Genomic DNA, 13,673 nt, shown 5'->3' with positions numbered 1-13,673 from the left:
TTCACGCGCGCTTTGCTCGGCCGAGACTTTTCCATCATGGGGCGAAGCCCGGCCCGCCTGTCCAGTCCATTGAGCGGTGTGCCCGCACACTGGGACGCGGCGGCTCGGACACGAGGTGCGGTCCTTGCGCACGAACCCCGGCTGAGCTGCAGAAATTCCGTCGCTCCGCCCCCGCGCCGCAAGCTGTGCTGTTCCGCCCCTGCCCACCTCCGCCCACCCCACACGACGATGTGATGTACGCCTCGTGCGCCGAAGGAGGCCGGGCCGGGAGGCCGGACGCCGCGCGCAGAGGGCGAGGCCGGGGCCGGACGCCGCGTGCAGAGGGCGAGGCCGGGGCCGGACGCCGCGCGCAAAGGGAGAGGGGCGGACGCCCGAACCGCGCGCCCGCCCCTCCCGGTACCGCACCGGACTACGGCACGACCTTCCCGATCCGCACGCTGCCGAGGCCCGCGACCGTGCCGTGGGCGTTGACGAGCTGGACCCGGCCGAAGAACTCGCGGCCCTCGGGGGCGGCGGCCAGGGCGGTGACGCTGCCCGTGACCGTCGCGGAGCCGCCCGTGCCGAGCTTCACCGCCGCCGAGCCGTCCACGGTGACCGAGCCGAGACCGGCGGAGAAGTACACGTCCCGGTAGTCGTACTCCGTGCTGCCCGACGGCACCGAGTAGCCCGCGACCACGACGGTGTACGTACCGGCGGCCGGCTTCGCGACGGAGACCGACTCCTCCGAGTCGCCGTCAGCGGACTGGGCGACGACGGCGCCGTTCTCGCCGTAGACCGTCAGGTCCAGGTCGGCGGCGGCGTCGGAGACGCCCCCGATCGCGACGTCCAGCGACTCGGCGCCCTCGGGCACCTCGACCGTGGAGGTGGCCGTCTGCCCCTGCTTGATCGTCGGCCGGGACGTCTCGGAGGAGCCGAGCGGGCCGCCGACCAGCTTGCCCTCCAGGGCGGCGTACTTGTTGGTCACCGTCCAGGAGGCGTCCGCAGGGGTGCCCGCCTTGGCCTCGGGCACGGTGACGACCTGCGGGTCGAAGGCCGCGCCGAGCACGGTGACGTCCAGCTTGTAGGGGTTGTCGAGCAGCGGCGAGGTGCGCCGGGCCTCGACCTCGACCTCCCAGACGCCGGGCTGCGGGTCGGCGTACGCGCGCACGTCGGGGCGGCAGCCGTTGCCGTCGAGGTAGTTGTTGTAGCAGTACGGCGTGGAGGTGTTGTCGGCCGGGACGCCGTACGGGTGGATGGAGATGAAGCGGGTCTGGCTCCTGCCCTTGAGCCCGCCGATCGCCACCTCCAGCGACTTGGCGCCCTCGGGGACGGTCACGAAGTAGGACGCGGTGCTGTTGCGCTGCACCGAGCCCTTCGCCGAGAAGTCGTACGTCAGCGGGGCGGAGACGACGACCGTGGTCAGGACCTGCTGGTCGACGCCCTCGGTGCGCGGGTCGTCGACCTCCAGGATCGCGCTCTTGAGACCGGCGGAGCCGGGCCGTGCCTCGACCCTGACGGTCACCGGCTCGTTCAGCGGCAGCTTCACCTCGTCACTGCCGACGACGCGGAAGGTGTTCCCCGCGTTGTTCTCGAAGTGCAGCTCGTGGCGGATCGCCTTGTCGGCGCCGGAGGTGCGGGTGAGCGTGATCTCGTACGTCTTCTTCTGCCCGGCCTTCAGGCCGCCCTCGCGGTCGTAGAGGCCGGTGCCGTGGCCCGGGGTCTTCAGGAACTGGTCGATCGCGGTGTCGACCGGTGCCTCGACCGTGTACTCGTGGGCGGTGGCGCCGCGCCGGACGGACCTCCAGGCGTCGGGGATGTTGATCAGGCCCGCGCCCTCCTCGTAGGCCTGCGCGCCCTTGATGTGGTCGGCGGTGGAGGTCAGCGCCGTGCGCAGCTTCGCCGGGGTCAGGTCGATGCGGGCCTGCTTGGCCGCCGACAGCAGCAGCGCGGAGGCGCCGGCGGCCTGCGGGGACGCCATCGAGGTGCCCTGGAGCATGCCGTAGCCGGCGGGCAGGTCGTAGCCGGCCTCGGGGACCGGGGCGCCGGGCATCCAGGTCTGGATGGAGTTGACCGCCGCACCGGGCGCGGTCAGCGTCGGCGTGAAGCCGCCGTCCTCACGCGGGCCGCGCGAGGAGAACGGCATCATCTGGTACTTGGTCTTCACCTCGGAGCCGTAGTTGGCGGCCCAGGTCTCGCGGGAGATGGACGCGCCGACCGAGATCACCTTGTCGGCCAGGCCGGGGTCGCCGATGGTGTTGGCGCCGGGGCCGGAGTTGCCCGCGGAGATGACGAGCTGGACGCCGTAGGTGTCGATGAGCCGCGTGTACAGCTCGGCGCGGGCGTTGTTGCCGTCGTTGAGGGCGGGCAGGCCGCCGATCGACATGTTGACGATGTCGACGCCCCGGTTGACGACGAGGTCGATCATGCCCTCGGTGAGCGCGACGTTGGTGCAGCCGCCGCTCCAGGTGCAGGCGCGGGACGACACGATCTTCGCGCCGGGCGCGGCACCGTCCATGCGGCCGCCGAACAGCCCGTGGGCGGCGGCGAGTCCGGCCACGTGGGTGCCGTGCTCGGACTCGATGACGCCGATGTTGACGAAGTCGGCCTTGGCGCCCGCGGAGTTGTAGACGACGTCCTTGCGGATCTCGACCACGAACGGCTGGCGCTCGGCCACGTCCGTCTTCGGGTCGTCGGTGCCGAAGTACCCGACCTGGAAGCCGTCCTTGTACGGCTTCATCGGGGTGTCGTCGGAGAAGTCGTGGTTGTTGTTCAGGTCGACGCGGACCGTGCCGGCCTCGGCGTCGTACAGGACGCCCCAGGAGTCGGTGGTGTCGCCGTCCCGGTTGGCGTCCCCCGCGGCGTCACCGCCGGTGGTGTACGACTCCAGGAAGGTGCTCATCCGGTACGAGCCCGCGGGCGCCGTCCAGGTCTGTCCGCCGTAGGTGAAGGCGGGGCCGGAGACCGAGGTGGTCATCGGGCGCCAGGTGCGGTCGCCGTCGACGACGGGGTCGGTGGCGGTGACCCAGTCGACGATCTTGCGCTCGCCGGTGGTGGTCTTCTGCAGCGCGGGATGGGCCAGGTCGACGCCGGAGTCGAGGATGCCGATGGTGACGCCGCGCCCGTCCGACTTCGGGTTCTTCTTCACGAAGTCGACGGCGCCCGTCTCGAAGGACGGGTTGTACGGGTTCTCGGCGGGCGTCCGGCGGTCCGGCGCCGGGTAGGAGCGGCCCTTGTGCGCGGCGCCCTCGGCCATGTCCGCGCTCGGCGTCGGGTCGTCCAGCTCGATCTCGTCGCGCAGGTCGATGCCGTGCACGGAGGAGAGCTTCGCGGCGGCGGCGATGGCCGAGTCCGCCTTGGCGGTCGGGACGGTGGCGCGGACGTAGCCCAGCTCGTCGTAGGTGCGGCCGACGGTGCCGCCGGCGATCGCGTTCAGCTCCTTCGCCACCTGTGCGGTCGCGCCCGGCGCGGTGGCGACCATCATCGTGACGTTCTTCTCGCCGCCGGCCTTCGCGGCGGCGAGCAGGTCCGCGTCGTGGGAACCGAGCTTGTCGTGGGCGGACTTGACGGAGGCGTCCGCGGGCGGCGTGGTCGACGCCGGTCCGTCGGCGGCCAGGGCCGCGGGGACGGGCCCGACCGCGGCGAGCGCGGCGACGAGGCCCGTGGCCAGGACGATCCGCGCCGCGCGTCTGACGCCCGGTATCGGTTCCCGCTGGGGGGTGTGGGTCATCGGCATCCCTTGGAGTGAAGGAACGTACGGAACGACCGGAACCGATCGGTCCCGGCCGAAGTGGTCCGGAATCCGATCCCGGACGACCGCTCAGCCTTACGCAAGGGGCCCACGTTTGGGGAGAGTTGTCCGGGACGGGATGGACCGATGGCGTACTTCCGCCATACGCCACCGGGGACACAAGGGGTGGTCCGTGACAACCGCGGCGGAGGAGGGCCGAAAGGTGCTCAACCCTCACGGACCGCGGCAACCCCGCGGCCGCCCGCGCGGTCTCCTCCCCGGACCGAGCACAACGGAACAGTGGAACGGGGAAGACATGACCGCACGCGTACGCACCACCCTGGCGGCCGCCTGCGCCGTCGCGCTGTCGGCGGCCCTGGCCGCCCCGGCCGTGGCGGCGCCGGCCGTCCACGGCCACGACGCCACGGAGCGCGCCCTGAGGGCAGCGGTCGCCGACGGCGTGCCCGGCGTCACCGCCACCGCCCGCACCGACCGGCGCACCTGGTCCCGGACCGCCGGGGTGGGCGACCTCAGGACCGGTGAGCCGCGTTCCGAGCGGGACCGCTACCGCGTCGGGAGCATCACCAAGACCTTCGTCGCCACCGTCCTGCTCCAACTGGAGGCCGAGGGCAGGCTCTCGCTGGACGACACGGTGGGCCGGTGGCTGCCGGGCGTGGTCGAGGGCCACGGCCACGACGGGGACCGCATCACCCTGCGCCGGCTCCTGAACCACACCAGCGGCGTCTACGACTACACGTCCGACGAGGGATTCGTCCGCGACCACTTCGGCCGGGACGGCTTCGCCGAGCACCGCTACGACACGCTGACACCCCGGCAGTTGGTCGCGATCGCCACGGCCCACGAACCGGCCTTCGCACCCGGCGCCCGCTGGGAGTACTCCAACACCAACTACGTCCTGGCCGGCATGGTGATCGAGGAGGCCACCGGGCGCCCGTACGCCGAAGAGGTGCGCCGCCGGATCGTCGGACCGCTGAAACTGCGCGCCACCTCGCTCCCCGGCACCCGGACCGGCCTGCCGCAGCCCAGCAGCCGCGCCTACTCCAAGCTGGGCGGGACGGCGACGGACCCCACCTACGACGTCACGCGGCTCAACCCGTCCATGGCCGGCTCGGCGGGGGAGATGATCTCCGACTCCGCCGACCTGAACCGCTTCTACACCGCCCTGTTCCGGGGCGGGCTGCTGCCCGCGGAGCAACTGGCCGAGATGACCACCACGGTCCCCGCGCTGCCGGGTGCCTCCTACGGCCTCGGCCTGATCAGGCGGGACCTCGACTGCGGAGTGACCGTCTGGGGCCACGCCGGCGGCATCCACGGCTCCTCCTCGGAGGCGGTGACGACCCGGGACGGCCGGCACGCCCTCGCCCTCAACTTCAACGGCGACTGGTCGGGCGACAGCCAGGCGGTGATCGAGGCGGAGTTCTGCGGCGACTGATCCGGGCGCCGCGCCGGGGCTACCGGGGCAGCACCACGACGTAGGCCGCGGGCTCCCGGTCCCCGGCCGCCATCAACGCCGTACGCACGACGGCCGCCTGGTGCTCCGGGCAGGCCCGCAGCTTGCGCGGGGTCAGGTGCACGACCGTGATGCCGAGCCGTTCCAGGTGCTCGCGCTTGCGGGCGTGCTCCGCCCGGGCGGCGTCGTCCTCCTGTTCGCGGTGGGCGCGGGTGTCCAGCTCCACCGCCACCGCCTGCTCGGGCCAGAAGGCGTCCACACCGCCCAGATGGGGACCGCCGGGCAGACGCAGGTCGACGTTCCACACCGGCTCCGGCAGTGCGTGCTCGCGCACCATCCGGTACAGGCGCTGCTCGGCCAGCGCCCGCCCCTCGGCGACCAGCGAGTCCACCGCGTCCACCACGTGCGGGCGACTGAGCAGCCGGGCCCGGTTCAGCTCCCGCACCACCGCCGCCGGTTCGCAGTGCCCGTCGCGCACCGCCTCCCTCAGCAGCTCGCGCACGGTGCCCGGATCGGCCGGCTCCGCCACCGCGTCCGCCAGCGCCCGCGCCACCGGCGCCACCGGTACACCGGTCACCTCCACGGCGGTCGGCAGCGCGGCCGTCCGCACGATCCGCGCGCAGCCCGTCGTACGCAGCCGGCGCAGCCGCGGGACCAGGACGTCGATGACGTCGAGGGACGGCAACGGGGGAGCCGCGGCGAACCCGTGCAGCGCCAGCGCGGCCAGACCCGTGATCACCGCCTCCGCGCAGGCGGGCACCGGCGCGTGCTCCGCGCCCGGCTGCACCGGCACGGAAGCGGTCCTCCCGGCCCCCGCACCCGGAGGCGTGCCCGAACTGCGGTCGCGCCCCGCGTACAGGAGCACCGCGTGCAGGCGCTCCTCGCCGGTGGGCGGCCCCGCGTGCAGCAGGACGACGTTCGGCAGCACCTGCTGCCAGGGGCCGCCCGGCCGGCACTGCTCGTTGGTCTCGGCGGCGGAGACTCCGTGCGCCCGCAGCTGGGCGACCGTCATCAGCCGGCGCCGGCCGTCGGCCAGTGCGTGGAGCGGGCGGGGGCGGGGGGAGAGCGGGGTGTTGTGCGTCATGACCGGCAATTTCCCCGCGCCCCATCCGCCCCTTAACCCCTGTTACACACCCATCGCCGAACCGGGACAAGCCCGCGCTGCGGGACGGGTGTTCGGATGCCGTAACCCCTGGTCCGCACCGGTGGGACCCGGGGTTACGGCTGCTATTGACCGCATTCCGTAACGGCGGCGGACCGCGCGGGACGGGACCTCACCGGCCGTCGGAGGCCCCGTCGCGGGCCTGCGCCCGCAGGGCGCGCGCGAGATCGTCCCGCCCTTCGAGCACCAGCCGCCGCAGGGCCGGTGCCGCGTCCTCGTGCGCGGACAGCCACGCGTCGGTCGCGTCCAGCGTCTCCCGCGAGTCCCGCAGCGACGGGAACAGGCCCCGGACCACGTCCATCCCGATCTGGATGGACCGCTCGGCCCACACCCGCTCGATCGCCGCGAAGTACTTCTCGGTGTACGGCGCGAGCAGTTCCCGCTGCGAGGGCTGCACGAAACCGGCGATGGTCGCCTCCACCAGGGCGTTGGAGAGCTTGTCCGACTCCACGACCTGGGCCCAGGCCTGCGCCTTGACCACGTCGGAGGGCCGCGAGGCCAGGCAGCGCACCTGGTGCCGCTTGCCGGAGGCCGTGTCGTCGCGGGCCAGCTCGGCCACCAGGACCGCCCCGTCGACAACCCCGTGCGCGGACAGCGGGGTGAGGAAGGTCCACCGCAGCTCCTGGTCCACCTCCAGCCCGTCGATCTTCTCCGTGCCCTCCAGCAGACCCCGGAGCACCGCCAGGTCGGCCTCCTCGGCCGCCACCGACGCGAAGAACCGCGCCCAGGCGAGCTGCTGCTCACTGCCCGGCGCCGCCTCCCGCAGCTCGCGCAGCGCACCCTCGGCGAGCAGCCGGCCGCCCGTCTCCCGCCAGTCCGGAGCGGCGTAGTGCACCAGGGCCGAGTCGGCCCAGGCGTGCAGCATCTGCAGGACGCCGATGTCGGACTCGCGCCCCGCGAACCGCAGCACCAGCGCCGCGAAGTCCCGGGCCGGCAGCAGCGCGTCCCGCGTCATGTTCCACAGCGCCGACCAGCACAGGGCGCGGGCCAGCGGGTCGCTCACCGCGCCCAGGTGCTCGCGCAGCGTCGCCAGCGAGGTGTCGTCGAAGCGCGTCTTGCAGTACGTGAGGTCGTCGTCGTTGACCAGGACCAGCTCCGGCGCCTCGGCACCCGCCAGCTCCGCGACCAGCGTGCGCGGACCCTCGACGTCCACCTCGGCGCGCGCGTAGCGCTCCAGGGCGCCCTCGGCCGTGCGCCGGTACAGGCCCACCGCCACCCGGTGCGGGCGCAGTTCGGGGTGCGATTCCGCCGCCTCCTGCACCACGGCCAGCTCGTCGACCGTGCCGTCCGCGCCCAACAGCACCTGCGGCGTGAGCGAGTTGACGCCGGCCGTCTGGAGCCAGGAGCGCGACCAGGCCGCCATGTCCCGCCCGCTGGTCTCCTCCAGGACCGAGAGCAGGTCGCCCAGGCGCGTGTTGCCGTAAGCGTGCCGCTTGAAGTAGCGCCGTGCTCCCTCCATGAAGGCGTCCTGCCCGACGTACGCCACCAACTGCTTGAGCACGCTGGCGCCCTTGGCGTAGGTGATGCCGTCGAAGTTGAGCTTGGCGTCCTCCAGGTCACGGATGTCGGCCGTGATCGGGTGCGTGGAGGGGAGCTGGTCGGCGCGGTACGCCCACGCCTTGCGGCGGTTGGCGAAGGTGATCCAGGCGTCCTTGAACCGGGTCGCGCCGACGTTGGCGAAGGCGCCCATGAAGTCGGCGAAGGACTCCTTGAGCCACAGGTCGTCCCACCACTCCATGGTGACCAGGTCGCCGAACCACATGTGCGCCATCTCGTGCAGGATCGTGTTGGCGCGGCCCTCGTACGACGCCCGCGTCACCTTCCCGCGGAAGATGTACTCCTCCCGGAAGGTCACCATCCCCGGGTTCTCCATCGCGCCGAGGTTGTACTCCGGCACGAACGCCTGGTCGTACTTCCCGAAGGGGTACGGGTAGTCGAAGTGGTCGTGGAAGAAGTCCAGGCCCTGCTTGGTGATCAGGAAGACGTCGTCGGCGTCGAAGTGCGGGGCGAGCCCCTTGCGGCACAGGGCGCCGAGCGGGATCTCCAGCCGCGTGCCGTCCTCGAGGACGCGCTCGTAGGAATCCGTCACGTAGTGGTACGGACCGGCCACGACACACGTGATGTACGTCGAGATCGGCTTCGTCTCCGCGAACCGCCACACCCCGTCGGCGCGCTCGCCCGCGCCGTTGGACCACACCGTCCACTCCTCGGGCGCGCGCACCTCGAAGCGGAAGGGCGCCTTGAGGTCGGGCTGCTCGAAGTTGGCGAAGACCCGGCGGGAGTCGGCCGGCTCGTACTGGGTGTACAGGTACACCTCGCCGTCCTCGGGGTCGACGAAGCGGTGCAGGCCCTCGCCGGTGCGGGAGTAGGCGCACTGGGCGTCGACGACCAGTTCGTTGTCGGCGGCCAGGTCCTCCAGGGCGATCCGGGCGCCGTCGAAGACCTCGCTCGGGTCGAGGTCGCGGCCGTTGAGGGAGACAGCGGTGACGCTCGGGGCGATCAGGTCGGCGAAGCTGCTCGCGCCGGGCTCGTTGCAGCGGAAGCGGATCGTGGTCACGGACCGGAAGGTGCGCGGGCCCTCGCCCTCGGCCTCGCCGACGGCCGAACGCACGTCGAGGGACACCTCGTACCCGTCGACGGACAGCAGTGCGGCCCGCTCCCGGGCCTCGTCGCGGGACAGATTCTCACCGGGCACGGGCGGCACTCCTCGGATCGTGGTCGGACACGTGTGGTGTTCAGTATGCGGACAGCACCGATCCTGCCATGCGCCCCTGACGCCCGGCAGCCGGGAATGGGAGGGGCCGCCGGTCGGTTGCCCCGAGAAACGGCCAGTCACGTGCCCCATGAGGAGAGACATGTCCGAGAAGACGCCCGTCGACTTCTGGTTCGACCCGCTGTGCCCCTGGGCCTGGATGACCTCGCGCTGGGTGCTGGAGGTGGAGAAGGTCAGGGACATCGAGGTCCGCTGGCACGTGATGAGCCTGGCCGTCCTCAACGAGGACAAGCTCGACGAGCTGCCCGCCGAGTACCGCGAGATGCTCGAGGTCAAGGCGTGGGGTCCGGTCCGCGTCGTCATCGCGGCCCGCGAGGAGCACGGCGCCGAGGTGCTGGGCGACCTCTACACGGCGCTCGGCACCCGCATCCACAACCAGGACGAGGGCCCCGGCCGCGAGACGGTCGCCGCCGCCCTGAAGGACGTCGGCCTGCCCGATTCCCTCATGGACCACTGGGACGGCACGCCCTACGAGCCCCAGCTCCGCGCCTCCCACAAGGAGGGCATCGACAAGGTCGGCCAGGAGGTCGGCACCCCGGTCATCGCCGTGCCCGGCGCCGACGGCGAGCAGCTCGCCTTCTTCGGCCCGGTCGTCACCCCCGCCCCCAAGGGCGAGGACGCCGCCAAGCTCTGGGACGGCACCCTCGCGGTCGCCTCCGTCCCCGGCTTCTACGAGATCAAGCGGACCCGCACCAAGGGCCCGGACTTCAGCAACCTGTAGGCGGCCCCGGCGGACCCCCGCGCACAGGAAGCCCCCGCGAGTCACGTCCTCGCGGGGGCTTCCCTCATTCCGCCTGCCCGGTGAAGGGTGAGAAGACGATCACGAGGCAGGACGACCGGGAGTGCTCAGGGCGCTCAGGGCGCCAGCAGCAGGGTGTTCGTGCGGGACTTGGCCGCCTCGTAGCGCCTGGCCACGTCCTGCCAGTTGACGACGGCCCACATGGCGTCGATGAAGTCGACCTTCTGGTTCTTGTACTGCAGGTAGAAGGCGTGCTCCCAGGCGTCGAAGACCAGGATCGGGGTGGAACCCTGGCCGACGTTGCCCTGGTGGTCGTAGACCTGCTCCACGATCAGCCGGCCGCTCAGCGGCTCGTACGCCAGCACGCCCCAGCCCGAGCCCTGGGTGGTCGCGGCGGCCTTGGTGAGCTGTGCCTTGAACCCGGCGAAGGAGCCGAAGGACTCGGCGATCGCGTCGGCCAGCTCGCCCGTGCCGTCCTTGTCCAGGGGCTCGCCGCCGCCGTCGCCGGTCATGTTGTGCCAGTAGATCGAGTGCAGGATGTGGCCGGAGAGGTGGAAGGCCAGATTCTTCTCCAGGCCGTTGATCGAGCCCCACGTCTCCTTGTCCCGCGCCTCGGCGAGCTGCTCGAGGGTGTCGTTGGCGCCCTTGACGTACGCGGCGTGGTGCTTGTCGTGGTGCAGCTCGATGATCTCGGGACTGATCACCGGAGCCAGTGCGGAGTAGTCGTACGGCAGTTCAGGAAGCGTGTAGACGGGCATGGCGGATCCCCTCCGACCTCTTATTGCAAAAGGCTTGCAAGTGCACGCTAGCAGCAAGAGGTCCGGGAGGCGCGCAGGGCCGGACGCGCGGCACACGAAAAGGGCCCCCGCACGCGACCGTGCGGAGGCCCTCGGGAGGTACCGGGCGGGGCGGCTAGCCGAGGCGGGCCCGCCGCCGCTGCCGGGCGTACCCGACGGCCGCCAGGAACAGCGTCATCCCGCCCGTCGAGTAGAGCTGCACCCGCGTGTCCGGCTCGCGGGCCATCAGCACGAACACCGCGGCCATACCCGCCAGCGCCACCCAGGTCAGCCACGGGAAGCCCCACATGCGCACCACCAGCCTCCCGGGCGCCTCCCGCTCCAGCCGGCGGCGCAGCCGCAGCTGCGAGGCGGCGATGAAGATCCAGACGACCAGGATGACCGCGCCGATCATGTTCAGCAGCCAGGAGAAGACGTCGTCGGGCCGCCAGTAGCTGAGCAGGACGCAGCCGAAGCCGAACAGCGAGGAGACCAGCACCGCGATCCGCGGCACCCCGCCCGACACCCGCCCCAGCGCCTTCGGCCCCTGCCCCCGCTCGACCAGCGAGTAGCCGATGCGGGAGGCGCCGTAGATGTTGGCGTTCATGGCGCTCAGCAGCGCGACCAGGACGACGACGTTCATGAGCCCGCCCGCGCCCGGGATGCCCAGCTCGTCGAGGGCCGCGACGTAGGGGCCCTTCTCGACCACCTCGGGGGAGTCCCAGGGGACCAGGGTCACGATGACCGCCATCGAGCCGATGTAGAACAGCGCGATCCGCCACATCGCCGTCCGCACGGCGCTCGCCACTCCCTTGACCGGGTTCTCCGACTCGGCCGCCGCGATGGTCACCGTCTCCAGGCCGCCGTAGGCGAACACCGAGGCGAGCAGGCCGATGATCAGGCCGTTGCCGCCGTTCGGCAGGAAGTCGCCCAGGTGGGCGGTGCCGGGGGAGTCGGTGCCCGGCAGGACGCCGCAGATCGCCAGCACGCCCAGCACCAGGAACAGCGAGATCGCGCCGACCTTGAGGGCGGCGAACCAGAACTCGAACTCGCCGAAGTTCTTCACGGCGGCCAGGTTCGTCCCGCAGAACACCACCATGAACAGCGCCACCCACGCCCACTCGGGCGTCCCCGGCAGCCAGCCGTGCACGATCTGCGCGGCGCCGATGCCCTCCAGGCCGACGGCCGTGCACAGCAGCACCCAGAACGCCCAGCCCGCGGTGAACCCGGCCCACGGCCCGATCGCCCGCTCGGCGTGCGCGGAGAAGGAACCGGACGACGGATACGCGGCGGACATCTCGCCCAGCATCCGCATCACCAGCATCACGAGGAGACCGGAGAGGGTGTAGGCGACGACGATCGAGGGTCCGGCGGCGGCGATCCCGGCCCCGGAACCGACGAACAGTCCGGCGCCGATCACGCCGCCGAGGGCGATCATCGACAGGTGGCGCTGCTTGAGGCCGTGGGAGAGGGAGGCGTCCACCGGCTGCTGGGGCGCCGTGGAGGTGGTGCTGTTGGACATGGAGCGGCTCGTCCAATGCGTGGGGGGCTCGGGCAGGGCAAAAACGCCCACAGTCTCCGGTCTCGCGCCGGCCGGCGACAGCGGACGCCCACGATACGGACGGACCGGATGCGGAGTGTGACAGTCCGAATGCGAAGTTCCGCTTGCCGGTGACGCCCGCCTCACCCCTTCGGTGACCGGTGTCACCCGAGTCCGTGTGTATCCCGCGCCCTTTGTCGGGAGCCCACCAAGCCGATGAGCGGGCCTTTGTCGGGCGTTACTGGTGATCGGCTCCAGGCGGCTGGGATAGCGTCGCGGTGTCCCGACATGTCCACACCACCGCGGAGTCCCCATGAGCACCGCTGCCGTTTCCGCCCGCCGCTCCGGGCAGGTCCTCGCCGACCTCATCCCCTCCTCCCGAGTCCGGGACGTCGCGCTCGTGGCGGGCGGCGCCGCGCTCACCGGCGTCGCGGCCCAGATCGCCGTGCCCGTGCCCGGCTCCCCGGTGCCGGTGACCGGCCAGACCTTCGCCGCACTCCTCGTCGGCACCGCGCTCGGCGCCCGCCGCGGCCTCCTCTCGCTCGCGCTGTACGCCCTGGTGGGCATGGCGGGCGTGCCGTGGTTCGCGGAGGGCGGCTCCGGCACCGCCGCCCCGTCGCTCGGCTACGTCTTCGGCATGCTGCTCGCCGCCACGGTCGTGGGCGCGCTGGCCCGCCGGGGCGCCGACCGCTCGATGCTGCGCACGGCCGGCACCATGCTGCTCGGCGAGGCGATCATCTACGCCGTCGGCGTGCCGTACCTGGCCCTGGCCGCCGACATGTCCCTCACCGCCGCGATCGCGGCCGGCCTCACCCCGTTCCTGGTGGGCGACGCGCTGAAGGCCGTACTGGCGATGGGCGTCCTGCCCACCGCGTGGAAGCTGGCCGACAAGCGGTAGGAGGCCGCGGGCCCACGCGAGGACCCCGCCGGGGCCGCGAGCGGCGTCCCGGCGGGCACCCCGACCCCGCACGACCAGGGTCGTCGCGCCGTGTCACACTCGACGCATGCGCGTGTATCTCGGCTCGGACCATGCGGGCTTCGAACTCAAGAACCATCTCGTCGAGTGGCTCAAGGCGGCGGGGCACGAGCCCGTCGACTGCGGCCCGCACATCTACGACGCCCAGGACGACTACCCGCCCTTCTGCCTGCGCGCCGCCGAGCGCACGGCCGCGGACCCCGACGCCCTCGGCATCGTGATCGGCGGCTCCGGCAACGGCGAGCAGATCGCGGCGAACAAGGTGAAGGGCGTGCGCGCGGCGCTGGCCTGGAGCGAGGAGACGGCCTCGCTCGGCCGCCAGCACAACAACGCCAACGTCGTCGCGGTCGGCGCCCGCATGCACACGCAGGACGAGGCGACGAAGTTCGTCGAGACCTTCCTCACCACCCCGTTCTCCGGCGACGAACGCCACGTCCGCCGCATCGACATGCTCACGTCCTACGAAACGACGGGCGACCTCCCGCCCGTCCCGCCCCACCACCCGCAGCAGTAGCCGACCCCGGCACACG

9 protein-coding genes are annotated in these 13,673 nt (G+C 72.2%); 4 read left to right on the top strand and 5 right to left on the bottom strand.

The annotated features are described in order from the left end of the window. Window positions 1-409: 409 nt before the first annotated feature. Window positions 410-3,706 carry a S8 family serine peptidase gene (locus Sdi02f_RS23960; protein ID WP_108933992.1) on the bottom strand — a complete coding sequence of 1,099 codons (3,297 nt, stop codon included), beginning with the start codon at window positions 3,704-3,706 and terminating at the stop codon, window positions 410-412. A 316-nt stretch (window positions 3,707-4,022) separates the two neighbouring features. Between Sdi02f_RS23960 and Sdi02f_RS23955 the strand changes: the two genes are divergently transcribed. After that, window positions 4,023-5,159, top strand: coding sequence for a serine hydrolase domain-containing protein (locus Sdi02f_RS23955; RefSeq protein ID WP_053639045.1), 1,137 nt, complete (start codon window positions 4,023-4,025; stop codon window positions 5,157-5,159). Window positions 5,160-5,178: 19 nt separating this feature from the next. Here Sdi02f_RS23955 and Sdi02f_RS23950 read toward each other — a convergent pair whose 3' ends face one another. Together Sdi02f_RS23950 and pepN are read right to left on the bottom strand one after the other, a co-directional pair. After that, window positions 5,179-6,261: a hypothetical protein gene (locus Sdi02f_RS23950; protein WP_031084019.1), complete on the bottom strand. Its 1,083-nt coding sequence runs from the start codon at window positions 6,259-6,261 to the stop codon at window positions 5,179-5,181. A gap of 190 nt (window positions 6,262-6,451) precedes the next feature. Then, complete coding sequence (gene pepN / locus Sdi02f_RS23945; RefSeq protein ID WP_030399958.1) at window positions 6,452-9,034, bottom strand: aminopeptidase N; 2,583 nt, start codon at window positions 9,032-9,034, stop codon at window positions 6,452-6,454. A gap of 160 nt (window positions 9,035-9,194) precedes the next feature. Here pepN and Sdi02f_RS23940 point away from each other — a divergent pair, with 160 nt between their 5' ends. Next, window positions 9,195-9,833: a mycothiol-dependent nitroreductase Rv2466c family protein gene (locus Sdi02f_RS23940; protein ID WP_031184644.1), complete on the top strand. Its 639-nt coding sequence runs from the start codon at window positions 9,195-9,197 to the stop codon at window positions 9,831-9,833. Between the two features lie 134 nt (window positions 9,834-9,967). On the opposite strand, the gene Sdi02f_RS23935 is transcribed toward Sdi02f_RS23940, so the two are convergent. Together Sdi02f_RS23935 and Sdi02f_RS23930 are read right to left on the bottom strand one after the other, a co-directional pair. Then, a complete protein-coding gene (locus Sdi02f_RS23935) occupies window positions 9,968-10,609 on the bottom strand; it encodes a superoxide dismutase (RefSeq protein WP_030399957.1) in 642 nt (213 codons plus the stop codon). A gap of 154 nt (window positions 10,610-10,763) precedes the next feature. Next, the gene (locus Sdi02f_RS23930; RefSeq protein ID WP_030399956.1) at window positions 10,764-12,149 is read right to left on the bottom strand and encodes an amino acid permease; all 1,386 of its coding nucleotides are present in this window, start codon (window positions 12,147-12,149) and stop codon (window positions 10,764-10,766) included. Window positions 12,150-12,480: 331 nt separating this feature from the next. Here Sdi02f_RS23930 and Sdi02f_RS23925 point away from each other — a divergent pair, with 331 nt between their 5' ends. Further along, a complete protein-coding gene (locus Sdi02f_RS23925; protein WP_030399955.1) occupies window positions 12,481-13,065 on the top strand; it encodes a biotin transporter BioY in 585 nt (194 codons plus the stop codon). Window positions 13,066-13,171: 106 nt separating this feature from the next. Further along, entirely contained in the window at window positions 13,172-13,657 is a 486-nt protein-coding gene (locus tag Sdi02f_RS23920) for a ribose-5-phosphate isomerase (protein WP_030399954.1), read from the top strand. The last annotated feature ends 16 nt before the right edge of the window (window positions 13,658-13,673 follow it).

Origin of the sequence: Streptomyces ardesiacus (genome assembly GCF_003112575.1) — a bacterium.
GTDB lineage: Bacteria > Actinomycetota > Actinomycetes > Streptomycetales > Streptomycetaceae > Streptomyces > Streptomyces ardesiacus.
This window is presented reverse-complemented; position numbering and strand designations above follow the sequence as displayed.

Bases quoted from the DNA above. Each gene is read 5' to 3' on its own strand.
- Sdi02f_RS23960 (WP_108933992.1), bottom strand. From the start codon at position 3,706: ATGACCCACACCCCCCAGCGGGAACCGATACCGGGCGTCAGACGCGCG.
- Sdi02f_RS23955 (WP_053639045.1), top strand. From the start codon at position 4,023: ATGACCGCACGCGTACGCACCACCCTGGCGGCCGCCTGCGCCGTCGCG.
- Sdi02f_RS23950 (WP_031084019.1), bottom strand. From the start codon at position 6,261: ATGACGCACAACACCCCGCTCTCCCCCCGCCCCCGCCCGCTCCACGCA.
- Sdi02f_RS23940 (WP_031184644.1), top strand. From the start codon at position 9,195: ATGTCCGAGAAGACGCCCGTCGACTTCTGGTTCGACCCGCTGTGCCCC.
- Sdi02f_RS23935 (WP_030399957.1), bottom strand. From the start codon at position 10,609: ATGCCCGTCTACACGCTTCCTGAACTGCCGTACGACTACTCCGCACTG.
- Sdi02f_RS23930 (WP_030399956.1), bottom strand. From the start codon at position 12,149: ATGTCCAACAGCACCACCTCCACGGCGCCCCAGCAGCCGGTGGACGCC.
- Sdi02f_RS23925 (WP_030399955.1), top strand. From the start codon at position 12,481: ATGAGCACCGCTGCCGTTTCCGCCCGCCGCTCCGGGCAGGTCCTCGCC.
- Sdi02f_RS23920 (WP_030399954.1), top strand. From the start codon at position 13,172: ATGCGCGTGTATCTCGGCTCGGACCATGCGGGCTTCGAACTCAAGAAC.